The sequence below is a fragment of the Sphingopyxis panaciterrae genome (assembly GCF_011762125.1).
In the GTDB taxonomy this organism is placed as follows: Bacteria; Pseudomonadota; Alphaproteobacteria; order Sphingomonadales; family Sphingomonadaceae; genus Sphingopyxis; species Sphingopyxis panaciterrae.
On the sequence record NZ_JAASQN010000002.1, the window covers coordinates 891,833 to 918,276 of the forward strand.

Sequence of the window (26,444 nt, forward strand, 5' to 3'; positions counted from 1 at the left end):
AAGCCGGACTCACCCAGTCGGCGTTGTCCACGAAATCTAACGTAAAACTTTGTCCGCGACTGCTCGGGCATATAAGAATTGCGACAGCATGATCGCCACGATCAGATAGGGCATCGCTTTGATGACGGGCTGATCGAGCACCGGCGGCAATGGAGTCATTAAATGATAAACCACGTTCAACACCGCGCCGACAGTCGAAATCAGAAATGCCGTCACCGCATAACGCGAACGGGCCAGCAAGAGCACCGATCCGGCAAGAGCGAACCAGGTGAAGCTTGCCCAAGCGATATGCGCCCACAGAGGGTAATTATCATACCATTCTATGATCAGGCTCGGAATACGGGCCTGCATACTGCGGAGATATTCATCATCCTGCATCCGTATCATTACATAGTCATAGGCGCCAAATACATCGACCAAAAATGCCAGTCCGCATACAATCCAGTATGATACTGGCACTTTACTCGCGGCAACGTCGACCATGGATTACGCCTCCCCAAAACGGCCTGGCAGCTACTCGCGACCGCCAGTCGTTTTAAGACACGTCACCGCATGCTAGGCAAATCTCGAGTTTGGATGCGCTCCATAATGCCTATTTATGATGAGCGGGCGGGGCTACGCGATCCAGCCCGTTCAAAGGTGCGGCCGCGCGTGCGGGCCGAGGCCATATTCGCTGTCATTCGCTTCCCGCGCCACCTGATCCAGGTCATCGAAGCGTTGCGCGACGAGGACCGGGCCGAATATTTCTTCGCACACGACGCTCATGTCGGCGTGACATCGACCAGAACCATGGGATTGACATAGCAGCCGCCGTCCGAGGCCGGTGCGCCGCCTGCTTTGCTCACGCGGCCTGTCCGAACCGGATGAACCGGGCGAGGTGGTGATCTTCATCGCCGAGTTGATGACCGATCATCACCAGCCGCTTGGCGAAGTGCGACACCGGAAGCTCCCAGGTCATGCCCATGCCGCCATGCAGCTGGATCGCTTCTTCGGCGACCAGCGTGCCCGCTCGCCCGATCGTGTACTTCGCCGCCGAAACACTCCGTTCGCGTTTGGCGCGATCGCCCTGCAGGGCGTTGGCGGCGTTGATCGCCGCCGATCGCGCCTGTTCGATCTCGAGCGCGACGGTGGCCATGCGATGTTGTAGCGCCTGGAACTTGCCGATCGGAACGCCGAACTGATGGCGCGTCCGCAGATAGTCGAGGGTGGTCGCTTTGATCATGTCCATGATGCCGACGGCTTCCCAGCTCAGCGCGACGATGCCGGCCGCGACGACATCCTCCAGGACCGGATGGGCATCGTCGGTCAGCAGCAGGCCTGGCGTGTCGACCAGCTGCAGCTCGCCTGCGCGTCCGCCGTCGATCAGCGGATATCCCTCGACAACAACTCCAGGCGCCGCGCGCTTCACGAGGAAGAGGCCGATGCCCGCGCGCTCGCCTTTCATTCCAGCGATGCGCGCAGAGACGATGATATCATCCGCAGCCTCGAGCTGCGGCACGACCGCCTTGCCCCCGTTAAGGAGCCACGCATCTCCATCTCGCCTTGCGTGCGCCGCGATGTTCGTCAGATCATAACGGCTTGCGGACTCCTCATGTGCGAATGCCAATATCGAGGCGCCACCCAGGACGTCGCCGATCAGGCCGTCGTGACCGCCCACCATGGCGAGCGTCCGCGTCGCCATGAGCGTCCCGAGAAATGGCTCCACCGCCATGGCGCGCCCCAGCTGCTCGAAAATCGCGGCAATGTCGAAACCGCTGCCGCCAAAGCCCCCCGCGGTTTCCGAAACCAGCCCGCACAGGACCCCAAGCTCGGCCAGTTCGGCCCAGTGGGCCGGAGACCAGCCGATCGCCGACGCGCTGATCTCGTGCCGCACTTCGACCGGATACCGCTTCTGGAGAAAGCGACCGAACGTTTCGGCGAGCATCGACCGTTCCGCGCTATGGTGAAAATCCATCGTCAGAGTTCCAGACTAACTTTGGTGATGATTTCGCGCTGCACTTCGTTCGACCCGGCAAAGATCGAAAGTTTCCGTTCGTTGAAATAATGGGCGGCGAGGCCGCCGGCATAGTCGGGGCCGATCCGCGAACCCTGGAACTCTTCGTCGAGCGCCTCGGACACGAAGGGCTGTGCGTAAGGGCCGAGGGCGATGCGCGCGAGGCTGGCGAGTTCCTGCCTGATTTCGGTCCCGCGGATCTTGAGCATGGCACTGAGTTCGAGTGGCGCCGCGCTGCTTCCCGAACCGGCCAGCACCCGCAGATTTGTGGTCTTCATATTCTCGAGGTCGATTTCGACCCGCGCGATACGCGCGGCGAAGAGCGGGTCTTCCGCCAAGGGACGACCGCCCTTCTCTTCGGTCTGCGCGATCTGCTTGAGAAAAGCGAGCGACGCGGTTGCGGCGCCCACGCGCGCCTCGCTGGTGCGTTCGTAGGTCAGCAGATATTTCGCGTAGGTCCAGCCCATATTCTCCTCGCCGACGAGATTCTCCACCGGGACGCGAACGTCGGTGAAGAAAATCTCGTTGACCTCATGCTCGCCTTCGAGCGTGATGATGGGCCGAACCTCGACGCCGGGCGACTTCATGTCGATCAGGAGGAAGGAGATCCCCGCCTGTTTCTTTCCCTCGGCCGAGGTGCGCACCAGGCAGAAAATCATGTCGGCATATTGCGCGAGGGTGGTCCAAGTCTTCTGGCCGTTCACCAGATAATGATCGCCCTGCCGTACGGCGCTCGTCTTGAGGCTTGCGAGGTCCGAGCCTGCGCCGGGCTCGGAATAGCCCTGACACCACCAGTCGGTGCCATCGAGAATACGAGGGAGCCAGTGCTGCTTCTGGGCACTCGTGCCAAATTTGATCAGCACTGGGCCGAGCATCGAGACGCCGAAGGGAATGACCCTCGGCGCGAAGGCGAGCGACACTTCTTCGTCGAAGATATGTGCCTGCGCGGTGGTCCAGCCCGGTCCGCCGTACTCGGGCGGCCAGTGGCTCGCCAGCCACCCCCGCTCGTGCAGGATGGCATGCCATTCTTCGTGGTCCTTTTTGTGAAGGCGCTTCCCGGTGCGCACCTTGTCGGCGATCCGGGCCGGGAGCCTGGCTTTCAGAAAGGAACGCACCTCGGCACGAAAGCGCTCCTCGTCTGGCGTGAAATCGAGGTTCATCCGAACCACCTTCTTATCTGCCGCCCGAAAGCGGGCGAAACATCGGAGCGGTCATGCCCCGACCGCAGCGAAACATCGTCAATCTGAGGGGCCGGCCCGGCCCTAAGTCGCGCTCCAGCGCGGAGGACGCTTTTCGATGAACGCATTGCGCCCTTCTTGCGCGTCCTTGGAGCGGATCGCTTCTTGCACGGCGGGCCGGTCCCAGATGTCGAAGATGCTGGTCGTGAGCGACGAGGCAAGGCTGGCCATCGCCGCTTCCTTGGTCGCCCGCACGGCGAGCGGGCTACAGGCGAGGATCGTCTCGGCGAGGCGGAGGGCCCCTTCCATCGCATCGCCTTCGACGACTTCATTGACGACGCCCATGCGCAGCGCGTCAGCTGCTTCCAGCGTCGCCCCGGTCAGAAGCAGACCCATCGCCCGCTTCAATCCGAGCTCATGCGTGATGCGCTGGATACCGCCGGCAAGCGCAACGACGCCGACCTTCGGCTCGGGCAGCCCAAAGCGGGCGGTCTCGCTGGCGACGATCAGGTCGCATGCCAGGGCGAGTTCGAAGCCTCCGCCGAACGCGTAGCCGTTCACCGCTGCGATCACAGGCTTGGTCAGGTCGAAGCGCGTTGTCATCCCGCCGAACCCGGACGATGGAAGGTCCGAAGCATCGACGGGCAGAGGTTGCGTGAGATCCTGCCCGGCGCAAAAGGCGCGGTCCCCGGACCCGGTGATGATGGCGACCCACGCCTCATCGTCGGCGGCGAAATCGTCGATTGCCCGGGCCAGTTCAAAATGCGCGGGAACGTGCAGCGCGTTGCGGGCCGCGGGCCGTGCGATCGTGAGAATGGTTATCGGGCCGCGGCGCTCGACCACGATATGCTCGAATCCCGTCGCTTCCACATCCTTTTGCAAGGTCGAACCGGTCATGCGTTTTTGCCTCCTTGGTCTGGGCGAGCGCCTCGCAATCCGACAAGCCTGTCGATTGCTTCATGATATTCGCGCTCGAACTGATCGATCAGTTCGCGCGTGGGAACGACGTCGTGAATCGACCCGACGCCCTGCCCCGCGCTGAGGATGTCCTTCCAGCGCTTGGGCTCGCCGAGCACCTTGCTGATATCGACCTTGGCGCCTCCGAGGTCGCCGAAATAGCCGGGGGCCGGAATCGTCTGCTTTAGCCAGCTGCCGCCAAGTCCGTCGACCTCGTCGGTATAGACGACGTCGGTAATATCGGATTCGATGAGGAGCTGCTTCAGACGCTCCGACGCCGTGCTTTCGGTCGTGTTGATGAACCGCGTCCCGATATACCCCATGTCGGCGCCGGCCGCGATCGCCCCGGCGAGCGAGGCGCCGTCACTGATACAGCCACCCAGGATGAGGGTCTTGTCCCCGACCAGCGGCCTCAACTCTCCCAGGAACGCGAACGGGTTGTACGTCCCCGAATGGCCGCCCCCGCCCGACGCGATGGCAATGATGCCGTCGACATTCGCCTCGAGCGCCTTTTGGGCATGCCGGACATTGATGACGTCATGGAAGCACAGGCCGCCATAGGCGTGCACGGCGTCGGTGACCTCGCGCGTGATACCGATCGAGGAAATCAGGATCGGAACCTGATATTTCACCGTCAGCGCAATGTCCTCGGCCAGCCGCGCGTTCGACTTGTGAACCGAGAATTGCGTCGCCCACGGCGCGTCCGACGGCGTCAGCCGGCCGCGGATATCCTTCAGCCAATCCTCATAGCCTTCGGACGTCCGTTGATTGAAGGCCGGGAAGGAACCGACGAGGCCCGCGCGACTGGATTCGACGACGAGATCGGGGCTCGAGATCAGGAACATCGGCGAAACGATCGCCGGCATGCGAAGGCGCCCTTCGAAGGCAGCGGGAATCATGGCTTTCGTCTCTCCCTAGACTCGGCGTGGCGCCGGTTTGCGATGACACAGAAATATGCAATCTGACCTGAAAGTCAATTATATAACTTTAAAGTATTATCCTTGCCGGCTTCGCGTCTGGAAGGCTTCGGCTCAATGAGCGGCATCGTCTGACGGCGTCGGATAAGGGGGCAAGGCGAGGAGCAGGACCGCACTCACGGCGACGAGGACGGCTGCGACGATCGAAGCCAGGACGTAATCGCCGAACTGGTCGAAAAACAGACTGAACATCTGGCCGCCGAGGGCACCGCCGATCGTGTAGCAGCAGCTCAGCAAGCCGAGCACTTCGCCGAAATGTTTCCGGTCATAAAAGCGGCTGGTGTAATAGGCGCCGAGCTCGGTCTCGGCCCCCAGGGCCAGCCCAAGGCAGATCGAGCCGATGGTCAGGACCAGCGAACCGCCGGGATAGAAGGACAGGCCGATGCCGATCGTGCCGGCGACATACCAGAGGACGCCGATCTGCGGTTTCTGGACGCGGTCGAGGAGCCAGCCCGCACCGATGCGTCCGAAGACGCCCGCGACCGCCGCCACGACGAGAATGCGCGCGGCGTCCGACGGCTGTAGACCGCGATCGGTGACCATGGGCACGAGGCTGACAAGAAAGCCATTGAGCGCGAGCCCGCTGAGAAAGATCGCCGACAGGAGCAGGATGCCGGGCCGGCGCGAAATAACCGACAAAGCTGCGCTGCGCGTCTTCTCGGATACGGATTTGATGCGTTCGCGGGCATCGCCCATGAACAGGAGCGCGACCGGAAGGGCACAGAGAAGGATCGCCAGTCCGAGGCCGACGCGCGCACCGCGCCACCCGAATTCGGCGATCAGCCACACCACGAGCGGCGGGATCGCCATGTTGCCGAGCGGAACACCGGTGGTGCAGATCGCGATGAGCTTGCCGCGCGAACGCAGCGGCGCGCGGTGGGTCACGACCATCGAGTAGAGAAGCGGCGATTGCACCACGCCCGCCATGCCGATGAGGATCGTCAAAATAGCGTAAAGCGGCAGATTATCGCCGACCAGCGAGAGCGACATCATGCCGAGCCCGAACAGCAGGATTCCCGGCACGAGCACCCGCCGCGCGCCGAAGCGATCCCCCAGTCTTCCGGCAAGCGGGTACAGAACGGCAAGCGCAATCAGCGCCATCGTGACGGTCCCCATGAATTGCGAGCGGGTCCAGCCGAATTCTTTCGTGACCGGCCCCAGGAAAAAACCCTGCGAGTAGAAAATCACGGCTGCAGAAGACGGTAGCAGGGCGACAGCTCCTGCAAACGCCGTCGCGACCGGGTCGCGCCGAAATATTGTGAGGCCTGTCATGACGCGCTCCCGTTGTTCCATACACTTGCGTTATTCGATGCTATCATCAGTTCAAATTCCGACTTTTCACTGCGGCAACGCATAGGCCACCAGCCTGTCGCCGCCTCGCGCGCCCAGGGGCTTGTGCCCTCCGGCGGCGAGCAGGATGAATTGCCGGCCGCTGCCCGCATCGCGATAGGAAATGACGGGCGCGATCCCTGACGCGGGCAAGTCGGCTCCCCAGAGCTCCTTCCCGGTCGATGTATCGAAGGCGCGAAAGCGCCGGTCATTGCTGGCGCCCACGAAGGCCAGGCCCGTCCCGGTGACAAGCACGCCCCCTAGCGACGGTACGCCGATCGGCAGGGGAAGCATCGTGCGCAACCCCAAGGGGCCGGTGTCGCGGCTCGTTCCCAGCGGGCGTGACCAGAGGAGCTTGCGGGCCGACAGATCGATCGCATTGATGCGCGCCCATGGCGGTTGCTGGCACGGGACCTGAAGCGGGGAAAGAAAGCTTTGCGTTTCCACGCCATAGGGGGTGTTCGCCTGCGCCTTGATGCCCCGCATGGCGTCCATTCCCTCGCGCCCCTCGCCCATCGCGAAGGCGCCCGCCCGGTTCGCCTCGGCGCGCGGAACGAGGCGCATATAATTGGCGAGATGGGAGGTGACGGTGACGAGGACCCGCCGCGACGGGTCGATCGACACGCTGCCCCAGTTCATTCCGCCCGCGTAACCCGGATACATGATACTCGGCGTCGGTCCGGGCGGGGTCAGCGGGCCCGAATAGCGGGCGCGCTTGAAGGTGATGCGGCACCAGAGCTGGTCGAACGGCGTGATGCCCCACATATCGGCCTCGCGAAGCGGGGCGCCCGCGAGCGACGGCATTCCCGTCGAAAAGGGTTGCGTCGGCGATACGCGCTCGCGTGGCGGCGCTCCCTCGACGGGCACGCGCCGCTCCTCAACGCTTGTGACGGGCACGCCCGTCGCACGGTCGAGAATGAAAAGTTCGCCGCGCTTTGTCGGCTGGACGACGGCTGGAACCGGCCCCGACGCGGTCGGCATGTCGAAAAGCACCGGCTGCGAGCCGAGATCATAGTCCCAAAGATCATGGTGGGTCGTCTGGAAGACCCACCGCCGCCGTCCGGTCTCGATGTCGAGCGCCATCAACGCACTGGATATCTCGTCGTCGATCGGACGACGCTGCCGGCCATAATGATCGGGTGTCGCATTGCCCGTCGGGACATAAATCAGGCCGAGCTTGTCGTCATACGCCATCTGGGCCCAGCTATTGGGTGTCGCCCGGGTATAGATTTCGCCGGGTGGCGGCGCGCCGATCCGGTTCGGGGCTCCGACGTCATACGCCCATGAAAGCTGGCCGGTGGTGACGTCGAACGCGCGGATCACGCCCGAGGGCTCGCCCCATTTCTGATTGTCCGCGACCGCCGCACCGACCACGACCTTGCCGCGGGCGATCGTCGGCCCGCCGTTGATGAAATAATATCCTTTCGCTACCGGGCCCAGGCCTTCGAGCAGCGAAACTTCTCCATTGCGCCCGAAATCCTGACATGGCCGGCCGCTCAGCGCATCGATCGCGATGAGGCGCGCATCGATTGTCGTCTCGAGGATCCGGGCCTGGCACGGGCCCGTCCGCGCGGTATCCCTGTGATATCCGAGGCTCCGGCAAGCGCGGAACGGCGCACGCTGGACTTCAGCCTCGGGATCGTAGCGCCACACCTGTTTGCCCGAGACGGCGTCGAGGGCCACGAGAACGTTCGTACTGTTGCAGGCATAGACGAGCTTGCCGATTTTCAGGGGCGCGATCTGGAGGTTATAGGGTTCGGCGTCGCCGAAGCTATATTCCCAGGCCGGTTTCAGTCGCGCCACATTTTCGGGCGTGATCTGCGCAAGCCGCGTATAGCGCAGACCTTCGGGGGTGCCGCCATAATCGGTCCAGTCGTCTCCGGCGCCGGTTTCGGCGGAAGGAAAATCCGCCCGTAAGCCTGTGGGCGCAGGGGAGAAGGATGACGCGGTGACAAGACCAGCCACAGGCATGGCGAGCATCAGCAGAACCAGCGCCGCGGTTCCGCCCGACGCGGCCCTCGTCGCGGGCCGGCCGCCGAGCGCGCCCATCATGGTCAGGATGAGGAGCATCAAGCCGAGCAGAGCGAGAAGCCCGAGGCGCGGCAGCATCGCCCAGATGTCGAGCCCGCTTTCGAACCACGTCCACACCGATGTGACGAGCAGCAGCAAACCCGCACCCCCCAGCGCCCAGCGGCTTGCGCGCCAGACAGCGACGGCGAGGCCGCCCAGCCATAGACCCGCGCCAAGATAATAGGGCGAACCGTCCGCGCTGACGAGCAGCATGCCGCCATAAAGAAATGCAGCTGCCCAAAGGCCGACCAGTACGGCCAGCGCGCGGAGCGTCATGCCGAGCTTGCCACGGGTCACAGCGTAACCTTTCCGAGCGCCCTGCCCTTGTTTCCTTGAAGGGTGCGGCCCGAACGAGCCGCCGGATTGCGGACCGGCGCCTGCAAAGAAGCGCGCTTTTGCCTCCGCCTCCAGCGACAGGAGGCGGGGGTCCGCACCGGCGGGCCCCCTTTCGGATCGACCAGGCTCAAAGCCCGGTCATCAAAAGCGAAACTTCGCCTGCACGCCGATCGATCGACCTTCCAGCAAAGCGCGCAACGTATAGTCGAACGCGTCCTGCACGAAGCCCTCGTTCGAGGTGTTGAGCAGGTTCCTGCCGTAGACCGAGAGTTCGGCCCGGTCGCCGGGCAGGTGCAGGGTCAGATTGGCGCTGAGGTCCTTGCGGGCGGTGAGGAAGCGCGTGTTGGCATCGTTCGCCGGCCCCCGCGAGCGGTAGCTGTAATTGACGCTCCCTTCCAGGCGCATGTCGTTCGGGAGCGCGGTCGTATAGGCCGCGCCGATATTATAGTTCCAGGGCGCCGTCCGCGGCGGGACAAGGCCATAGTCGATGCTGTCGATGCGGCCGTCGCCGTTGAGGTCGAACGTCACATTCTTGTATTGAACGTCCACATAGCCAAGGTTGCCGGTCAGCTCGAGCCCGCGCACGGGAATGACGGTCAACTCGGCCTCGAACCCGAGAATGGTGGCGTCGGTCGCATTCGCGACGACGGACACGGTGCCCTGAGTCACCGATGCCACGGTGATGTCGCGTTGCAGGTCGCTGACGTCACTCAGATAGACCGATCCATTCAGGCGGACCTTGCGATCGAAGAGATCGGATTTGAACCCTACTTCGTAGGACCAGACCGTTTCGACGTCGAAAAACGGATCGGATGCCGGGACGGTGTTCGCCGGGACCACCGGAGTGACCCCGGGAGCCGAGGCGTTCGCGGCGTTCGAGCGGACATTATAACCACCGTTCCGAACGCCCTCGCTGACGCTCGCGAAAATCAGGACATTCTCTTCGGGCTTGTAGTTTATGCCGAACTTAGGGGTGAACGAGGGCCATTTGTGCTTCGCATAATAGGGCGGCGGACCGCCGGGTACGTCGCAGGACTTCGTCACGAAACTGCAGGTGCTGTTGTTGTTCGTCGGCTGCAGATAGACGATCGCATCCTTGGTTTCGCTCGTATATCGCCCGCCAAGCGTGAACGACAGGCGATCGGACGCATGATACTCGCCCTGAGCGAAAATTCCGATCGATTCCTGACGGACGTCTCCCCCGTAAGTCCGGTTGATCGTTGCATTCAGGATCTGCCGATCCTGCAGATAGAAATATTTCTGCTTGAAATAATATAGCCCGGCGGTGAGATCGAGATTGCCGAACCGCCCGGCGTAGCGAAGCTCGTCGCTGTACTGATGCTGGTCCAGATAGTCGGTATTGTCGAAGATATAGGCCGGCGTGCCGTCATAGTCGCTTTGAAACTCGTTCTTCAGCTCGCGATAGTTGAAGAGATTTGTGATGACGCCATCGCCGAAGGCGACGTCGATCTGGGTCTCCGACGTGATCGAGAAATAATCGGTCCGCGTATAGCCGGGATTTCCCTGCAAATTCTCGAAATCGGGGTCGCGCGGCACCGCACCTTGCGGCAGATTCTGGAACACCGAGCCGTCGCCCCGGGTTCGGCCGCGTTCGGCAATGACCGTCTGCGTTACTGCATCGCCGAGCTTGAGAACGACCGTCGGCCGGATAAACCAATTCTCCTCGCGACCCATCTTGCGGCCCAGCGACGGATTGTCGAACCAGCCGCGATCGTTCCGATAATAGCCGGAAAGCTTGGCAAGGAGCCTGTCTTCGATGATCGGCCCCTCGACGCTGGCCGCAACATTATATTCGGGCCCGGTTTCGACGCTCGCCTGACCATAGACCGAGAATTTGTTTCCAGGTCGCCGCGTCGTGAGGAGCACGGCGCCGCCGGTCACATTTCGTCCCTGCAACGTGCCCTGCGGCCCGCGCAGAATCTCGATGCCTTCCAGGTCGAACGTGTCGAAATTGGTGCCGGCATTGACGCCGAGATAGACCCCATCGACGAAGACGCCGACCGCCGGCTGCGAATCGGGATTGCCCGAAGCGGTACCGAGACCGCGGATATTGGACGACGCATAACCGCGCGCACCGCCGTTGGGGCCAAGCGAAACGCCGGGCGCGCGGATCGCGATATCGGTCAGGTTCTGAAAATGCGTTTGCTCAAGCTGGGCGGATCCGAGGGCCGTCACGGATACCGGAACGTCCTGCAGCCGCTCCGCACGATTTTTCTTCTGTGCGGTGACGATGATGTCCTGCACGCCATCACTCTGGCCAGATCCAGCCGTCTCGGCTTCGACCTGGCCGGCTTCGACCTGCCCGGCTTCGACTTGGCCGGCTTCGGCATCCGCCTTGTCGGCAAGCTGCGCCCAGGCCGCCTGCGGCCCGCATAGCAAGGCGAACCCCAGGACGGGAACCGCGGAACGCAGCAGCTTGGCCTTCCGGCGCGTCATCATGATCATTCTCCATCTCCCTTGTCTTATCGTTGGGCCGCCCTGCGCCTAATAGACAGGCACGGGATCGAATCGTAAGTTAGATAATCTGACTATGAAGTCAATACGTATGAATCGGGCCGCGCCATTCGCTTGGCGCGGCGCGCTAGCTCGAGAAGGCATATCCGCCGTTTACCGGGTAGGTCTGGCCCGTAATCCAGCTTCCGGCACCCGATGCCAGGAAGAGAATGAGGCCCGCGGCGTCCGAAGGTTCGCCCAGACGCCGGATCACATAGGATTTAAGGATTTTACCGAGCGCCCCCTCGTCGATCATCGACGCAACGCCGGGCGTGCGGACTGTCGAAAGCGCGACGCAATTGGCGGTAATATCGTAGCGTCCGACCGCCTTCGCGATCGCGCGCATGAAGCCCGCTGCGCCGGCCTTCGCGCCCGAGTATGCCGCTAGATGCGGTTCACCGACGCGGCCGGCGTCGGAAATGACGGTGATGATGCGTCCGCCGCGGTGCTGCGTCATCGACGGCAGCACCGCCCTGCAACAGTTCATGACGCCGTTGAAGTTTGTCGAGATGAACGGTTCCCATTCCTCGGGCGATGTTTCCCAAAATGGTTTCGGGCTGATGTTCGGGTCCGACGGTCCGGCGTTGCCCGCATTGTTCACCAAAATGTCGATGCGTCCGAAGCGCGCCACGGCTTCACCGGCCATCGCCTCGACGCTTGCGAGATCTGTAATGTCGGCCTGCTGGGCCATTGCCACGCCGCCCAGCGCTTCGATTTCCTCGGCGACAGCCTGGGCGCGATCCGCGTGAAAATCATTCACCACGACGCTCGCGCCAGCCTGCGCCATGAGCATCGCGGTTGCCCGCCCGACGCCCTGCCCGCCGCCGGTCACGAGAGCGATCTTACCGGTCAAATCCAATATGCTGTCCATGTCTCTTCCCAACGTTCGAAATCGTGAATCTCATTTGCGGCGAGCGCGCTCGCCGAAGCGGTTCGGCTGAAGTTTCTGAAAGGATGATCGGGCCGGAGCACCCTCTGCCGGAATCGCCAGCGCTATGCCGCCTTCATCTTCGGAAAAATGACGCCAAAGTCAATTATTTTTACGCAACCTCCCGTCCGAATTTTCGACAAGTCGCAAATTTACTAAATTTCCTCGCAATTTCGTCGCTCTGCGTTGGGAAATTTGGTTGACATGACTGACTTCTGCGTCAATCTTGCGCAAGCATCTGACTAAAAAAGCCAATGCGGCGGCGAGCCAAATCAAGCCGATCGCGCCTCACCGGGGTGCGATGGGAGATTGCGCCCGGTGTTATTTGATAATCGGCCAGCGAATGAACTGGCGGCAGCGAATTAGGAGAGCCAAATGACGGATTTCGACATTATCGTCTGCGGGGCGACCGGCTATACCGGTCAGCGCGTCTGCGAGCATCTGGCCCAAAGCTACGGGAGCGACCTCCGCTGGGCGATGGCTGGCCGCGACACGACGAAGCTGGAGGATGTCCGGGCCCGGTTTGGGGTGCCGAGCCATGTCGAGCTGATCGAAGTCGATATCACCGATCCGGCGGCAGCGACCTCGCTTGCCCGGCGCGCGAAGACGCTCATCAGCACGGCAGGCCCTTTCGCGACCGTAGGCGAACCCCTTGTAGCGGCCTGCGCGCAAAGCGGCACCGACTATGTCGACATCTCCGGCGACGCTGTGTGGATCCGCAAGATGCTCGACCGTTACCAGGATGCGGCCATTGCTTCCGGCGCGCGCCTGATTTTCACGTGCGGCTTCGACTCGGTGCCGTCGGATCTTGGCGTTTTTCTCCTCCAGAAGGCAGCGCGCGAGAAATTCGGTGCTCCGGCAACAAGGATCAAGGGCCGCATCCGCCGTCTGGTCGGCGGACTGTCGGGCGGCACCCTTGCCAGCGGCCGCGCCAGCGTCGAGGCGGCGGGCGCCGATCCGGCGATCCCGCAGCTTCTCGCAAACCCGTTCGCGCTCGTGCCCGGTTTTGACGGCCCGGCGCAGCCTGCCGAGAAGGAAGTGACATTCGATCCGGACGTCGAAAGCTGGGTGGCGCCGTTCATCCTGGCCGGGATGAATGCGAAGTCGGTCCATCTCTCGAACGCCCTGCTCGGATGGCAATATGGCAAGGATTTCATTTACGACGAAATGATCATGCTTCCGGACGCTACCGATCCCGAATCGGCCCGAACCGCGGCGGATGCCAATATCTGGTCCAATGTGGTGAAGGCCCTGCAGATCGACCTGAAACCCGGCGAAGGGCCGAGCGACGAGGATCTGGCTGCCGGCTCTTTCGAGATCCTCTTTGTCGGCCGCACTGACGCCGGGCAGGAAATCCGCACCACGATCGCCGGGCAGGGAGACCCATATGCCCTCACGCCAAGGATCGTCGCGGAGTGTGCGCTGTGCCTTACCGAGGACGCAAGCCCGGCCACCGGAGGCGTGTGGACCGCGGCAGCGGCATTGGGCGATCGCCTCCAGCGTCGCCTCGAGGACCGTGCGGGCATTTCGTTCGGCGTGGCTTCACCGGGCTGAAGCGCATAATGAGGCCGTTGCCAGTCGCCCGGCCAGATTGACCGACGAACCAGAAGTCCTGAAAGGATCCCCAAGATGTCGATTGAAGACGATGCCCTGATCGCGCGGCAGGCGATGAAACCGCTTGGCCCGATCCGGCAACTGGGCTTTGTGGTGCGCGATCTCGATCACGCGATCCGCGCGTGGACCGACGTCGGCGTCGGTCCCTTCTATGTCGCCGAATCTCCGGAGAAAAGCGATCAGCTGTACTTCGGCGAACCGACCGATTCGCGCGTCAGGGGTGCATGGTCCTACGCGGGGCAAATGCAGATCGAGCTGCTGCAACTGATGAATGACGGACCGTCCTTGTTGCGGGACTTCGCGCTAAGGCACGGCGAGGGCCTGCAGCATAAGGCCTATTGGGTGGAGATGTTCGACGACGTCCTGACCGAATTGCAGCAGCAAGGTTATATCGTCGGGCAAACCGGCTCGCCGCTGGGAGAACATAGCCGCTTCGCTTATGTCTTTCAGCCGAACCGGCCCGAATCCGTCATCGAAATCTCCGAATATCGCGGAACCAAGCGGGCACTCTACGAGGCCATCGAAGGCCATGCGCAAAATTGGGACGGGCGAGATCCCATCCGCACCGCGTCACCGCTGGCCTAGCGCGGACCGTCCTTCCGCAGGCGACGACAGGATTTCGCGCAGGCTCGCGCGTCCGCCGGCGTTATACGCCCGCAAAATCAGCCGATCCCGGTTCTTCGGCCACGCCGGGCCGACGAACCCTGCCCCATCCGAGATTTTCGGCCCGGTCCAAACCTCTCCCAGCCGGAGCGATAAAATGCCGGGGCACCGCGGCCGGCAGACGCGCCGGGACGGAAGAAAATCGACTCGACTCTGACTTTAAAGTCAGATATCTAAATCATGATTCTTAGAATCGTACCGCGCGTGGCCGAACGGCTCACGCTTCGCTCTCTGGCAATCCGAATGAGGAAGCTCGATGGAAGAAATTTTCATTGTCGGTGTAGGAATGACCCGCTTCGGCAAGCATCTCGACCGATCCGTAAAGTCACTCGTTGCCGAAGCGGTCGGCGGTGCCCTCTCCGACGCCAATGCCCAGCAGGCCGACGTGGGCGCCGCGGTGTTTTCCAATATAACCCAGGGACTGATGGAAGGGCAGCATGCCATCCGCGGCCAGATAGCGCTGCGCAGCATGGGCTTCGCGGGCATTCCGATCCTCAATGTCGAGAATGCCTGCGCGGGCGGCGCCACCGCTCTCCACCAGGCGGTGATGATGCTGAGGGCGGGTGTGACCGACGTCGCCTTGGCGGTCGGCGCCGAGAAAATGTACGACGAGGATAAACTGAAGTCGTCGGCGATCTTCGACGGCGGCTGGGATGTACACGATCTCGATGCGATAGCCGAGCGCCTGACGGCGATCGGCGAAGGCGTCTCGCCGCCGCCGGGAACGCCCGAAGGCGTCCGCAGCCCCTTCATGGAACTTTACGCCTCGGTCACCCGCGGTCACATGCGCATGTTCGGGACGACGCAGGAGCATCTCGCAGCGGTCGCGGCCAAAAACCACCGACACTCCACGATGAATCCTCTCGCTCAATATCAAAAGGACATGAGCATCGAGGACGTGCTGGGTGCACCGCTGATCGCGTGGCCCCTCACCTTGCCGATGTGCTCCCCGATCAGCGACGGAGCCGCCGCGGTGCTGCTGTGCACACGCGCCGCTCTCGACCGTTTCGTCGATGCCGCGCCGGTTCGCCTGCTATCGACCGTGCTCACCAGCGGGAGCGACCGGGAATGGGCCGAGTTCGACCGGCATCTGTGCCGCAAGGCGGCGGACCAGGCCTATAATGAGGCGGGGATCGGGCCGTCGGACGTGTCGGTTGCCGAAGTGCACGATGCTTCCGCATTCGCAGAGATCATTCAGGTCGAGAATCTCGGCTTCTGCGAAGTCGGACAAGGCGGCTGGATAGCGGCCCGAGGCGAAACCGCTCTGGGAGGACGCATTCCGGTCAACCCATCGGGCGGCCTTGAATCGAAAGGTCATCCCATTTCGGCAACCGGGCTGGGCCAGATCTACGAACTGGTCACCCAGTTGCGGGGCCGCGCCGGTGCACGTCAGGTCGCGGGGGCCAGGATCGCCGTGGCCGAAAACGGCGGCGGTCACCACGGGGTCGAGGAAGCTGCGGCCGTCGTGACCGTCCTCGCCGCCTGATCGGGTAATCACGGTCGCAAACCTCGACCGTGAGCATATTTGGAGCACGACATGGATTTCACTCTGACGCAGCGTGAACGGGATTTCAGCGGGCGTGTCCGCGAATTCGTGATTCACGAAGTTCGACCATCTTTGGCGTCCTACGCGCAGGAACTTGCGCAAGGCGATCGATGGCAACCGCTGCAAACGATCGAGCGTCTCAAGACCAAAGCTAAGAGCGCCGGCTTGTGGAATCTGTTCATGCCGCCATCGGGCGGTCAATCGCATGTCGACGACAGTTTCGAATTCTCGGGAGAACGCCTCACCAACGTCGAATATGCCCTGTGCGCCGAAGAGATGGGCCGGATAAGCTGGGCTTCCGAGGTCTTCAACTGTTCGGCTCCCGACACCGGGAACATGGAAGTGCTGCATCGCTACGGGACACGCGAGCACAAGGACCGCTGGCTCAGGCCGTTGATGGACGGCGAGATCCGCTCGGCGTTCCTCATGACCGAACCCGACGTTGCCTCCTCCGACGCGACCAACATCGGCACATCGATCCGGCGCGAGGGCGACCATTATGTCATCAACGGACGCAAATGGTGGTCGTCGGGTGCCGGAGATCCCCGCTGCAAACTCGCGGTGCTGATGGGAAAGACCGACCCGGAGGCCGATGTCCACCGTCAGCAGGCGATGATCCTCGTCGATCTCGAGACGCCGGGCGTCAGGGTGGAGCGGCTCCTGTCCGTTTATGGCTATGACCATGCGCCCCATGGTCATGCGGAGATAACGCTGACCGATGTGAAGGTGCCGGCGGAAAATCTGCTCCTCGGCGAAGGGCGTGGCTTCGAGATCGCCCAGGGCCGCCTCGGCCCCGGCCGCATCCATCATTGCATGCGTACGATCGGTCTCGCCGAAGAAGCCCTCGAGGCGATGACGAGACGCCTCGGGTCGCGCACGGTGTTCGGCAAACGCATCTCGGAATATTCCGTTTGGGAAGAGCGGATCGCGCGCGCGCGCATCGACATCGAAATGACGCGGCTGCTCTGCCTCAAGGCCGCCGACATGATGGACCGAGCCGGCAACAAGATTGCCCGGAACGAAATCGCGATGATCAAGGTCCAGGCACCGCATATGGCGCTCGGCATCATCGACGATGCGATCCAGGCGCACGGCGGCGGCGGCGTGTCCGCGGATTTCGAGCTCGCCGCTGACTGGGCGCATGTCCGGTCGCTGCGTTTCGCCGACGGTCCCGACGAAGTCCACGCCCGTGCGATCGCCCGCGCCGAATTCGCGAAATATCGGGACCAGAACCGGTGAGCGATCTCGACGAGGCCCTTCTTGAAGGCTGGCTTCGTGACGAAGTGCCCGGTTTCCCGAAGCTGGTGGGTCTGGAAAAATTCTCCGGTGGCCAGTCCAATCCGACCTACAGGGTCGAGACGGAAGGCCAGAACTATGTGCTTCGTCGCAAGCCTTTCGGGCCGTTGCTCCCATCCGCACACGCGGTCGAACGCGAGTTTCGCCTTTTGTCGGCGCTTCGCCCGACCGGCTTTCCGGTTCCCGCTCCCCTCGCGCTGTGTGAGGACGCGTCCATCATCGGCTCCCCATTCTATCTGATGGAGCTGGTCGAAGGCCGGACCTTCTGGGATGCATCGCTGCCCCAGCTGCCGCTCGCCGAACGCCGCCCCTGCCATGAGGCGATGATCGACACGCTGGCGGCACTGCACCGTCTGGATCACGAGACGCTCGGCTTGACGGACTTCGGCCGCCCGGGCAATTTTTTCGCGCGTCAGGTCGATCGGTGGACGCGGCAATACCGCGCCGCGCAGACCGATGATATCGCCGAGATTGAACGGCTGATCGAATGGCTGCCCCGCACCGTTCCCGAACAGACCCGCGCCTCGATCATCCACGGTGACTACCGGATCGACAATCTGATTTATGAAGCGGAAGAACCGCGGGTTCGGGCGGTTCTCGACTGGGAGCTCGCGACCATCGGCGATCCGCTGGCCGATTTCACCTATCTCGCGATGAACTGGGTGATCCCGTTCGACGGGCAGTCGGGTCTCGGAGGCCTTGACCTTGCGGCGACGGGACTGCCTTCGCTCGAGGACATAACGGCTCGCTATTGCGAGGCCACGGGGCGCGGCGGCCTGCCCGATCTCAACTGGTATTTCGCTTACAACCTGTTTCGTCTCGCGAGCATTGTCCAGGGGATCAAGAAGCGGCTCGCTGACGGCAATGCGTCGAGCGCGAAAGCCGCAGCATCCGCAGAGCGGGTGCGGCCTCTTGCCAAATCCGCGTGGGCAGAGGCGCGTAAAGCCGGCGCCGTGGGCAGCTAGGAGATAGTCATGGATTTGTTCGATTTATCTGAAAAAGTGGCCCTGATCACGGGCTCCTCGCGCGGGATCGGTCGCGCGATCGCCGAAGCCTATGCTGCTAGGGGCGCGCGCGTCGTCATTTCTAGCCGCAAGCAGGATGCCTGCGACGAAGTCGCCGCCGCGATCAACGCCGAGTATGGCGAGGGACGGGCCGTCGCGATCGCGGCAAGCATCTCGGACAAGGCGGCGCTCGAAAAGCTGGTCGAACGCACGCTCGAGATTTTCGGGCGCATCGATATACTCGTCTGCAACGCAGCGTCGAACCCCTATTATGGACCGATGGCGGGCATCAGCGACGAGCAGTTTCGCAAGGTCTTCGACAATAATGTGCTCGCGAACCACTGGCTCATTTCGATGGTGGCGCCCCAGATGATCGAGCGCCGCGACGGCGCGATCATCCTTATTTCCTCCATCGGTGGCTTGATCGGATCGGACGTCATCGGAGCCTATCATATCTCCAAGGCTGCCGACTTTCAGCTCGCGCGAAACCTCGCCGTCGAATTCGGGCCGCACAACATCCGGGTCAACACGGTGGCCCCGGGTGTGGTCCGAACCGACTTTGCGCGCGCGTTGTGGGAGGCGCCCGGGGCGGAAGCGGCGTTCCGGCAATCGATCCCTCTCGGCCGGATCGGAGAACCCGACGAGATCGCCGGAGCGGCCGTGTTCCTGGGCTCGAAAGCCGGGGCCTATATGACCGGGCAAAGCATCGTGATCGATGGCGGCACGACGATACGGAGCAGTCCCTAGCCTGCCCTGTCGGGCCGCTTCGGGCACCGATTTCGGCTCCCGCGGGTCAACCGAAAGCCGCGGGGGAAGGCGAATTCCCCGAAAGTCCGACCGACCACCAACGCGCCAACCTAGATATTTCCAAGCGGGATGAGCCAATGATCGAAACCAAACTCCATCAAGACGTTCTCGAGATCATCATTTCCAATGCGCCGGTCAATGCACTCGGCGCCGGGGTGCGCAGTGCGCTCTCTCAAGCCATCGAGACCGCGCAGGCTGACGATCAGGTCAAGGTGATCCTGCTTCGCGGGGCCGGCAAGCTCTTCTCTGCCGGCGCCGATATCACCGAGTTCGACCAGCCGCCGACAGGGTGCACGCTTCCTGCGGTCATCGACGCGATCGAGGCCAGTCCCAAACCCGTCGTCGCGGCAATTCACGGCACGGCCCTGGGCGGCGGCCTCGAGCTCGCCCTTGGATGTCATTACCGCTTGGCCACCCCGACCGCGAAATTGGGGCTCCCCGAGGTCTCGCTCGGCATCCTCCCCGGTGCGGGCGGCACGCAGCGCCTGCCGCGTCTCGTCGGCTTGGACGCCGCGCTGAACATGATCGTCTCGGGTAGTCCGGTAGACGCTACGAGCGCACTGGCCATGGGTCTCGTCGATCGCCTTGTCGACGAGGAGGATTTCCCGACTGCGGCAATTGCCTATGCCCGGATTCTTGACGCCCCGGGGCGCACCCGAGACAAGCAGGTTGCGGACGATGCGGGTGTATTAGAGCGCTTCGCGGCCGCAAATGCGCGCAGGATCAGGAGCCTCGACGCTCCGAAGGCGTGCATGACGGCGGTCAAGGCATCCGTTGAACTTCCGATCGACGAAGGCCTCGCGCTCGAGCGCAAACTGTTTGCCGAATTGGTCGGCGGTGCCCAGGCGAAAGCCCTGCGGCACGCCTTTTTCGCCGAGCGTGCGGCCGGCAAGATCGCGGATCTGCCCGCGGACACCCCGCGCCGTCCGATTGCCAAGGTCGGGGTCATCGGCGCTGGCACGATGGGCGGCGGTATCTCGATGAACTTTCTCTTGGCGGGAATGGACGTGACGATCGTCGAAATGACCCAGGACGCACTCGATCGCGGCGTCGCGTTGATGCGCGCGAACTATGAGGCGAGCGCGAAGAAAGGTCGGCTGACGCGCGAGCAGGTCGAACATGCAATGTCCCTGCTGACGCCGACGCTGGCGTTCGACGCGCTCGCGGATTGCGACCTCGTCATCGAGGCGGTCTACGAGAATATGGAGGTGAAGAAGGAGATCTTCGCGCGCCTGGACGCTATCGCGAAGCCGGGAGCGATCCTCGCCTCAAATACCTCTTATCTGTCGATCGACGAGATTGCTTCGGCGACCAAGCGCCCTGCCGACGTCCTGGGTCTGCATTTCTTCTCCCCAGCCAACATCATGAAGCTGGTCGAAGTGGTTCGCGGTGCAGCAACGGCAGACGACGTGCTCACGACGGGGATGCAGGTCGCCCGTTCGATCGGCAAAGTGCCGGTCGTCGCGCGCGTTTGCTACGGTTTTATCGGCAATCGCATGCTCATTCCGCGTCAGGACAATGCCTACGCCATGCTTCTCGAGGGCGCGACGCCCGAGCAGATCGACCGCGTGCATACGGACTTTGGAATGCCCATGGGCCCGTTGCAGATGATCGACCTCGCCGGGGTGGACATCGGGTGGCACCGCGATACCGATCGCATCGAAAGCTTGCAGGATGCGCTCTGCGCGGCGGGCCGATGGGGCCAAAAAACCAAGGCCGGCTTCTATAATTATGACGAAAACCGCAAACCTTCGCCTTCGCCGGTCGTCGCGGAAATCATCGATGGATTCCGCAACCGGGCGGGGCTGAAACGGCGCGACATCTCTGACGACGAAATCGTGGCGCGAACATTGTACACGATGGTCAATGAGGGCGCGAAAATCCTGGACGAAAATATCGCCCAACGTGCCTCTGATATCGATGTCGTCTGGCTTCACGGATATGGTTGGCCACGCCACAAGGGCGGACCGATGTTCTGGGCGGATCAGATCGGCCTGACGACCGTCTCCGAGGGGCTTGCGCGCTACGCCGACCGGATAGGCGATGGCTTCTCGATGGCACCGCTGCTTGCCCGGCAGTCGGCCGACGGCGGCGCGCCGGATAAATGACACTATGCGCTCTTTGCCTCGGCAAACAGGCCGCAAATCCGCAAAGACCGGCAGCTACCTGATTGTCTCATTTGAGCGAAGAGATGCGAATTCAACATGCCGCCACATCCAGGCAACGACCAACCCGCAAAGGACTTTCAATGCGCGATGCAGTCATCGTTTCCACGGCCCGCACTCCCATCGGCCGTGCCTATAAGGGCGTCTTCAATGCGACGCCCTCTCCAACGCTCGCAGCCCACGCCATTCGCGCAGCCGTCGAGCGATCGCGCATTGATCCAGCAGAGATAGACGACGTCGTTCTCGGGGCCGCGATGCCACAAGGCATCCAGCACACCATCGGACGTACAGCAGCGTTACGCGCGGGACTCCCGGTTGAAGTTTCCGGCATGACGATCGACCGCCAATGCGCCTCGGGTCTCATGGCGATCGCGACCGCTGCAAAGCAGATCGTCCTTGACCGGATGGATGTGGTGGTCGCTGGCGGCGTGGAATCGATCTCGATGGTTCAAACAAGGGAGATGCGGGACACCCCCGACCCCGAGCTGCTCGCTATCGTCCCCGACATCTATATGCCGATGCTTCGAACCGCCGAGGTCGTGGCAAAACGTTACGCCATCTCGCGAGAGCGGCAAGACGACTATGGTCTTCTCTCGCAGCGGCGCACGGCCGAAGCGCAAGCGGCGGGTTATTTTGATGCGGAGATCGTCCCGGTCACCGCAGCAATGTCGGTCACCGACAAGGCGACAGGCGAGACAACGACGCAGACGGTGACCCTTTCGAAGGACGAGGGCAATCGACCCGAAACGAGCGCGGAAGGGCTGGCTTCACTCAAGCCGGTCATTGATGGTGGCGCGATCACTGCCGGCAACGCATCGCAGCTCTCCGACGGAGCGTCGGCTTGCGTCATGATGGAGGCCGGGCTCGCGGCCCAGCGCGGCGTTCAGCCGCTCGGGCGTTATGTCGGGATGGCCGTCGCCGGCACCGAACCGGACGAAATGGGGATCGGCCCGGTGTTCGCGGTGCCCAGGCTGCTCAAGCGTTTCGGCCTCGGCATCGATGACATCGGACTTTGGGAGCTGAACGAGGCCTTTGCGGTGCAGCTACTCTATTGCCAGGATCGCCTCGGCATCCCCATCGACCGGCTGAACGTCAGTGGCGGTGCCATCTCGATTGGACATCCCTACGGTATGTCCGGCGCGCGCATGGTCGGTCATGCGCTGCTCGAGGGGAAAAGGCGCGGCGCCCGTCATGTCGTGATCACCATGTGTGTCGGCGGCGGAATGGGAGCAGCGGGATTGTTCGAGGTGCTTTGATGAAGGCACTTGCCCTCTACCCTTCCTGGCGGGCCAGTGACGCCCCCGTTGGACTATCGGCTACAAACCCTGACGCAATAGCGTATGAACCTCGAGGAAGCGTCGATGCCTGAACCTTTCGACATTGCCGTCTCCGATGCGCGCCTCGCTTCAATTCGGGCGCGACTTGCGGCTTTTGACTGGTCCGCCCTGCCGGACGCGGGCGGTTGGGAGGGCGGGGTTGGTGTCTCGGACCTGCGGCGGCTCGTGGACCATTGGCTACATCGATATGATTGGCGAATACACGAGGCGAGGCTGAACCGGCTACCGCAGTTCATGGCGGAAATTGAGGGGCAGCGGCTTCATTTTATCCATGCGAAGGGCGATGGCTCTCGCTTGCCGTTGATGCTGATCCATGGCTGGCCAGGTTCGTTCATTGAATTCGAGCGCATCATCGGACCGCTGGTCGCGAGCGGCCACGACGTTATCGTTCCATCGCTGCCGGGCTATGCCTTTTCCGGCAGCCCGCGCGCGCCGATCGGGCCGCGGCGCACCGCGGAGCTGTTCCACCAGCTCCTTTTGCAGCTCTATGGCCCCGGCCGGTATCTTGTCCAGGGCGGCGATTGGGGCGCGGCCGTCGGGGGGTGGATGGCGCAGGCATATCCCGAGGCGGTGGCTGCGCTGCACCTCAACCTGATCCTTGTCGAGGCGGACGACGCAACGCCGGCGACGGCGGACGAACTGGCTTGGGCGAAGCGGCGCGCGAGCCTGGCGCGGCGCGAAGGCGCCTATTCGCACCTGCACGGGACGCGTCCACAAACGCTGGGGATCGCGATGAGCGACAGCCCGGTCGGCGTCGCAGGATGGATTCTGGAGAAATTCGGCGTCTGGGCAGACGTCCCTCGCCGCGCCGACGGCAGCCCCGACCTTTGGCACGCCTTTGACGAGGACCTGCTGCTCACGAACATCATGCTCTATGTGGCGCCGCAAAGCTTCGTGACATCGACCTGGATGTATCGCGGCTGGGTGCTCGAGAATGCGGGCAAATTTCCGCTCGACGCGCCCGTTCGCGTGCCGACGGGCATAGCCGCATTTCCGGACCCGGTGTTCCCGCCGCCGCCGCGGTCCCAAGCCGCCAAAAGCTACAATGTGGTGCATTGGAGCGACATGCCGGCAGGTGGACATTTCGCGGCGCTCGAGAAGCCGGATGCGCTCCTGACGGACATGCAGGAATTTTTCGGTCATTATCGGTGAGGTCCGGCTCCGGCAGGGAGCCGGGGCCATCAGCGGCCTGCGTTACGGCCACCGTCGGCCAGTAGCCCCACACCCGTCACATATGATGCGGCCGGAGACGCCAGAAAGAGCGCGACCGATGCCATTTCTTCGGGCGCCCCCATGCGCGCCATCGGGATCGTCTCGATAACATCGCGGCGCGCCGCCTCACTCGCGTTCGCCAGGAGCGGGGTTTCGATCACGCCGGGACACAGCGCATTCACGCGGATGTTGCGGTCGGCATATTCGATTGCCGCTGCACGCGTCATCGCAAGCACGCCGCCCTTGGTTGCCGTATAGGCGCCGTTCCCACGCGTCGCGCGGTAGGATGCCGTCGACGCGGTGTTGACGATCGCGCCACCCCCATTTGCGAGCATATGGCCGATCGCGCGCTGCATGACCTGGAACGCTGCCGTGAGATTGACATTGATGACGGCTTCGACGGCGCTGGCGGGGATTTCGTGAAGCGGCGCGAAACCGTGGCCGATCCCGGCATTATTGCAAAGAATGTCGACGCGGCCGTGACGGGCCAGCGTCGAAGCGAACATCGCATCGACCTGCTCGGGATCAGACACATCCACGCGGCAGGCTTGCGCGAGCCCGCCAATGTCGGCAGCGACCTTCTCTTCGGCGCCGCTGACATCCGCGACGGTCACCGCAGCGCCCTCGCGCGCGAACAATTCGGCCATGGCCTTGCCGATTCCCGATCCCGCGCCGGTAATGATGGCGATCTTTCCAGACAATTGTCCGCTCATATTTCCTCGCAATGTTTGAATGGGTTGAGAAGAGTCAGATTTTGCGGTCCATGCCGGCCCAATAGTGATCCCGGACGGCGCGGCGAAGGGTCTTGCCTGCCGTGCTGCGGGGCAGCTCGGGCCAGATATCGATCTGTTTCGGGGCCTTGATGCTTCCAAGTTTTTCCTTGCACAGTGCGAGGAGTTCCGCCGTGTCGATCGACATGCCATCTTTCACTTCGATCGCGGCGGTGACCATCTCGCCCCATTTTTCATCTGGAATGCCGACGACCACACAATCGAGAACAGCCGGATGACCGAGCACGGCCTGCTCGACTTCGCCGGGGAAGACGTTGAATCCCCCCGAGATGATCATGTCGCGCTTGCGATCGACGATATAGATATACCCGTCCGCGTCGCGGCGGCCGAGGTCGCCGCTAAATTGCCAGCCATTGCGGCGGATGGCCGCGGTTGCGGCCGGATCCTTGTAGAATTCGGTCATCTGCATGGCCGAGCGGAAGGCGATCTCGCCCATCTCGTCATCGGCCGCGACCTCGCCCGCTTCGGTTACGATCTCGGTTCGCGAAAATGGCCCCGATCGTCCGACCGACGCCAGGCGATGCTGAAGCGAGGGATCGGCCAGAATCTCCTCATGATCCTTTGGCGTGAGCACCGTGGTAAATTGAAGGCATTCGGTCTGGCCGTAGCTTTGAATCAGAATCGGCCCGAAGACATCGCAGGCCTCGCGCAGCTTATCGACCGACATCGGCGCGGCGCCATAGAGCAGGTAGCGGAGCGACGAGAGATCGAACTCCTTCAATCTCGGGTGCGCGAGCACCATGTAAATGAGCGTGGGGGGCAGATAGACGACCGAGACCCGGTGCTGCTGGATTGCCTCCAGAACCGCGAGCGGATCGGTCGACGAAAGCAATATCTGGGTGCCGCCACGCGGCAGGAGCGCATAGTGAAAGATAGCCGCGGCGTGGGTCAGCGGCGCGACGATGAGGTGGACCGGCGGCTCATCGAAATGAAACAGGGCATAAACGGAGGCGATAACGGCTTCAATCGACCGGTTCGTATGGATGGCGCCTTTGGGCTCGCCGGTGGTGCCCCCCGTACTCGATATCGCGACGGCGTCTTCCATCTCGCGGATGGGAAAAGCGACCGCCTCGCCCCCTTCCTCGGCGAACCAATCGGACAATGAGGGGAAGCCTTCCACCCTGGCGTCGATGCAAACGCACAGCTTGAGTTCGGACAGCGCTTCGCTGGCGGCAACCGCATGCTCGCGCAGCGAACTGTGAAAGAAGAGAACCCGCGTATCATATTTGCCGAGCTGCGCGAGATTGTCGGTGACCGAGTTGCGATAGTTGATCGGCACCCACAACATGCCCGCCTTGAATATCGCATATTGGCACGCGAGCACCATGCTGTGGTTGGGCGAGAGCAGCGCTACCGAACTGTCGATCGGGACGCCTGACCGCAGCAGCCCTTGGGCGATGCGTGTCATGCGATCTTCCATTTCGGCATAGGTCAACGAGCTGTCACCCTCGACGACCGCGGCCCGATTCCGGAAGCGCGCAGCCCCGCGTTCAAAGTGCTCGATAACCAACATTTTGCCGTTCTCCTCTCCTGCGTGTCCTGCCTCGCAGACGTCCCGCACACATATGCTGTTCCAACTATCTAGTCAATTATCTGACTTTAAATTCACCCTTGCCTATTAGTGTCCGTGCGTCAGAATCGAGGACGTCCCGCGGCCGGCGGCACCGGCCCGAGCCGCTCCGCAAGCGCAAGCTCCATCGGTTCAAGCGGGCTGTGCGGCGCGATGG

General features: G+C 62.8%; 21 protein-coding genes and 1 pseudogene. 10 read left to right on the forward strand and 12 right to left on the reverse strand.

Translation table 11 applies throughout. From position 1 onward, the window contains the following. Nucleotides 1-36: 36 nt before the first annotated feature. From FHR22_RS11645 to FHR22_RS11690, 10 genes are all read right to left on the reverse strand, one after another. Nucleotides 37-483 carry a hypothetical protein gene (locus FHR22_RS11645; protein WP_166942309.1) on the reverse strand — a complete coding sequence of 149 codons (447 nt, stop codon included), beginning with the start codon at nt 481-483 and terminating at the stop codon, nt 37-39. A 150-nt stretch (nt 484-633) separates the two neighbouring features. Continuing rightward, nucleotides 634-891: an aldehyde dehydrogenase family protein gene (locus FHR22_RS22665; protein ID WP_166942312.1), complete on the reverse strand. Its 258-nt coding sequence runs from the start codon at nt 889-891 to the stop codon at nt 634-636. Beyond that, nucleotides 842-1,954, reverse strand: coding sequence for an acyl-CoA dehydrogenase family protein (locus FHR22_RS11655; RefSeq protein WP_166942315.1), 1,113 nt, complete (start codon nt 1,952-1,954; stop codon nt 842-844). The genes FHR22_RS22665 and FHR22_RS11655 overlap by 50 nt, the downstream gene beginning before the upstream one ends. 2 nt (nt 1,955-1,956) lie before the next feature. Continuing rightward, nucleotides 1,957-3,153, reverse strand: coding sequence for an acyl-CoA dehydrogenase family protein (locus FHR22_RS11660; RefSeq protein ID WP_166942318.1), 1,197 nt, complete (start codon nt 3,151-3,153; stop codon nt 1,957-1,959). A 102-nt stretch (nt 3,154-3,255) separates the two neighbouring features. Further along, on the reverse strand, nt 3,256-4,068 hold the full coding sequence (locus FHR22_RS11665; protein ID WP_166942321.1) for an enoyl-CoA hydratase-related protein: 813 nt from the start codon (nt 4,066-4,068) through the stop codon (nt 3,256-3,258). Beyond that, nucleotides 4,065-4,994: an NAD(P)H-dependent flavin oxidoreductase gene (locus tag FHR22_RS11670; protein WP_208417628.1), complete on the reverse strand. Its 930-nt coding sequence runs from the start codon at nt 4,992-4,994 to the stop codon at nt 4,065-4,067. Before FHR22_RS11670 ends, FHR22_RS11665 begins: the two co-directional genes overlap by 4 nt. Before the next feature lie 165 nt (nt 4,995-5,159). Then, nucleotides 5,160-6,377 carry an MFS transporter gene (locus tag FHR22_RS11675; protein WP_166942326.1) on the reverse strand — a complete coding sequence of 406 codons (1,218 nt, stop codon included), beginning with the start codon at nt 6,375-6,377 and terminating at the stop codon, nt 5,160-5,162. Nucleotides 6,378-6,443: 66 nt separating this feature from the next. Continuing rightward, nucleotides 6,444-8,801, reverse strand: coding sequence for a membrane-bound PQQ-dependent dehydrogenase, glucose/quinate/shikimate family (locus tag FHR22_RS11680; RefSeq protein ID WP_166942329.1), 2,358 nt, complete (start codon nt 8,799-8,801; stop codon nt 6,444-6,446). 180 nt (nt 8,802-8,981) lie between these two features. Beyond that, the gene (locus FHR22_RS11685) at nt 8,982-11,300 is read right to left on the reverse strand and encodes a TonB-dependent receptor (protein WP_166942333.1); all 2,319 of its coding nucleotides are present in this window, start codon (nt 11,298-11,300) and stop codon (nt 8,982-8,984) included. 142 nt (nt 11,301-11,442) lie between these two features. Further along, on the reverse strand, nt 11,443-12,225 hold the full coding sequence (locus tag FHR22_RS11690) for an SDR family NAD(P)-dependent oxidoreductase (protein ID WP_166942336.1): 783 nt from the start codon (nt 12,223-12,225) through the stop codon (nt 11,443-11,445). Between the two features lie 432 nt (nt 12,226-12,657). Here FHR22_RS11690 and FHR22_RS11695 point away from each other — a divergent pair, with 432 nt between their 5' ends. From FHR22_RS11695 to FHR22_RS11735, 10 genes and pseudogenes are all read left to right on the forward strand, one after another. After that, nucleotides 12,658-13,836, forward strand: a complete 1,179-nt coding sequence (locus FHR22_RS11695; RefSeq protein WP_166942339.1) for a saccharopine dehydrogenase family protein — start codon at nt 12,658-12,660, stop codon at nt 13,834-13,836. Between the two features lie 75 nt (nt 13,837-13,911). Then, nucleotides 13,912-14,481, forward strand: a complete 570-nt coding sequence (locus tag FHR22_RS11700; RefSeq protein ID WP_166942342.1) for a VOC family protein — start codon at nt 13,912-13,914, stop codon at nt 14,479-14,481. 334 nt (nt 14,482-14,815) lie between these two features. Beyond that, nucleotides 14,816-16,045, forward strand: a complete 1,230-nt coding sequence (locus tag FHR22_RS11705) for a thiolase family protein (RefSeq protein WP_166942346.1) — start codon at nt 14,816-14,818, stop codon at nt 16,043-16,045. Between the two features lie 51 nt (nt 16,046-16,096). After that, a complete protein-coding gene (locus FHR22_RS11710) occupies nt 16,097-17,344 on the forward strand; it encodes an acyl-CoA dehydrogenase family protein (protein ID WP_166942350.1) in 1,248 nt (415 codons plus the stop codon). Further along, nucleotides 17,341-18,366: a phosphotransferase gene (locus FHR22_RS11715; protein ID WP_166942353.1), complete on the forward strand. Its 1,026-nt coding sequence runs from the start codon at nt 17,341-17,343 to the stop codon at nt 18,364-18,366. Before FHR22_RS11710 ends, FHR22_RS11715 begins: the two co-directional genes overlap by 4 nt. 9 nt (nt 18,367-18,375) lie before the next feature. Beyond that, nucleotides 18,376-19,152, forward strand: a complete 777-nt coding sequence (locus FHR22_RS11720; protein ID WP_166942356.1) for an SDR family oxidoreductase — start codon at nt 18,376-18,378, stop codon at nt 19,150-19,152. 137 nt (nt 19,153-19,289) lie between these two features. Next, nucleotides 19,290-21,320 (forward strand): 3-hydroxyacyl-CoA dehydrogenase NAD-binding domain-containing protein, encoded by a 2,031-nt coding sequence (locus tag FHR22_RS11725; RefSeq protein ID WP_166942359.1) that lies wholly within the window; start codon nt 19,290-19,292, stop codon nt 21,318-21,320. A 140-nt stretch (nt 21,321-21,460) separates the two neighbouring features. Next, nucleotides 21,461-22,633 carry an acetyl-CoA C-acyltransferase gene (locus FHR22_RS11730; RefSeq protein WP_166942362.1) on the forward strand — a complete coding sequence of 391 codons (1,173 nt, stop codon included), beginning with the start codon at nt 21,461-21,463 and terminating at the stop codon, nt 22,631-22,633. 105 nt (nt 22,634-22,738) lie between these two features. Further along, nucleotides 22,739-22,996, forward strand: a pseudogene (locus tag FHR22_RS22775) (epoxide hydrolase N-terminal domain-containing protein); the annotation flags it as partial. A gap of 21 nt (nt 22,997-23,017) precedes the next feature. Continuing rightward, nucleotides 23,018-23,866: an alpha/beta hydrolase gene (locus tag FHR22_RS11735; RefSeq protein ID WP_243853706.1), complete on the forward strand. Its 849-nt coding sequence runs from the start codon at nt 23,018-23,020 to the stop codon at nt 23,864-23,866. A gap of 29 nt (nt 23,867-23,895) precedes the next feature. Here the strand turns inward: FHR22_RS11735 and FHR22_RS11740 are convergent, their stop codons facing one another. Further along, nucleotides 23,896-24,639 carry an SDR family NAD(P)-dependent oxidoreductase gene (locus FHR22_RS11740; RefSeq protein WP_166942368.1) on the reverse strand — a complete coding sequence of 248 codons (744 nt, stop codon included), beginning with the start codon at nt 24,637-24,639 and terminating at the stop codon, nt 23,896-23,898. 34 nt (nt 24,640-24,673) lie between these two features. Beyond that, nucleotides 24,674-26,278, reverse strand: coding sequence for a class I adenylate-forming enzyme family protein (locus FHR22_RS11745; RefSeq protein WP_208417629.1), 1,605 nt, complete (start codon nt 26,276-26,278; stop codon nt 24,674-24,676). Nucleotides 26,279-26,444 lie beyond the last annotated feature (166 nt).

Coding starts and splice junctions, on each gene's coding strand:
- FHR22_RS11645 (WP_166942309.1), bottom strand. CDS start 483: ATGGTCGACGTTGCCGCGAGTAAAGTGCCAGTATCATACTGGATTGTA.
- FHR22_RS22665 (WP_166942312.1), bottom strand. CDS start 891: ATGAAGATCACCACCTCGCCCGGTTCATCCGGTTCGGACAGGCCGCGT.
- FHR22_RS11655 (WP_166942315.1), bottom strand. CDS start 1,954: ATGGATTTTCACCATAGCGCGGAACGGTCGATGCTCGCCGAAACGTTC.
- FHR22_RS11660 (WP_166942318.1), bottom strand. CDS start 3,153: ATGAACCTCGATTTCACGCCAGACGAGGAGCGCTTTCGTGCCGAGGTG.
- FHR22_RS11665 (WP_166942321.1), bottom strand. CDS start 4,068: ATGACCGGTTCGACCTTGCAAAAGGATGTGGAAGCGACGGGATTCGAG.
- FHR22_RS11670 (WP_208417628.1), bottom strand. CDS start 4,994: ATGCCGGCGATCGTTTCGCCGATGTTCCTGATCTCGAGCCCCGATCTC.
- FHR22_RS11675 (WP_166942326.1), bottom strand. CDS start 6,377: ATGACAGGCCTCACAATATTTCGGCGCGACCCGGTCGCGACGGCGTTT.
- FHR22_RS11685 (WP_166942333.1), bottom strand. CDS start 11,300: ATGATGACGCGCCGGAAGGCCAAGCTGCTGCGTTCCGCGGTTCCCGTC.
- FHR22_RS11690 (WP_166942336.1), bottom strand. CDS start 12,225: ATGGACAGCATATTGGATTTGACCGGTAAGATCGCTCTCGTGACCGGC.
- FHR22_RS11695 (WP_166942339.1), top strand. CDS start 12,658: ATGACGGATTTCGACATTATCGTCTGCGGGGCGACCGGCTATACCGGT.
- FHR22_RS11700 (WP_166942342.1), top strand. CDS start 13,912: ATGTCGATTGAAGACGATGCCCTGATCGCGCGGCAGGCGATGAAACCG.
- FHR22_RS11705 (WP_166942346.1), top strand. CDS start 14,816: ATGGAAGAAATTTTCATTGTCGGTGTAGGAATGACCCGCTTCGGCAAG.
- FHR22_RS11710 (WP_166942350.1), top strand. CDS start 16,097: ATGGATTTCACTCTGACGCAGCGTGAACGGGATTTCAGCGGGCGTGTC.
- FHR22_RS11720 (WP_166942356.1), top strand. CDS start 18,376: ATGGATTTGTTCGATTTATCTGAAAAAGTGGCCCTGATCACGGGCTCC.
- FHR22_RS11725 (WP_166942359.1), top strand. CDS start 19,290: ATGATCGAAACCAAACTCCATCAAGACGTTCTCGAGATCATCATTTCC.
- FHR22_RS11730 (WP_166942362.1), top strand. CDS start 21,461: ATGCGCGATGCAGTCATCGTTTCCACGGCCCGCACTCCCATCGGCCGT.
- FHR22_RS11735 (WP_243853706.1), top strand. CDS start 23,018: ATGCTGATCCATGGCTGGCCAGGTTCGTTCATTGAATTCGAGCGCATC.
- FHR22_RS11740 (WP_166942368.1), bottom strand. CDS start 24,639: ATGAGCGGACAATTGTCTGGAAAGATCGCCATCATTACCGGCGCGGGA.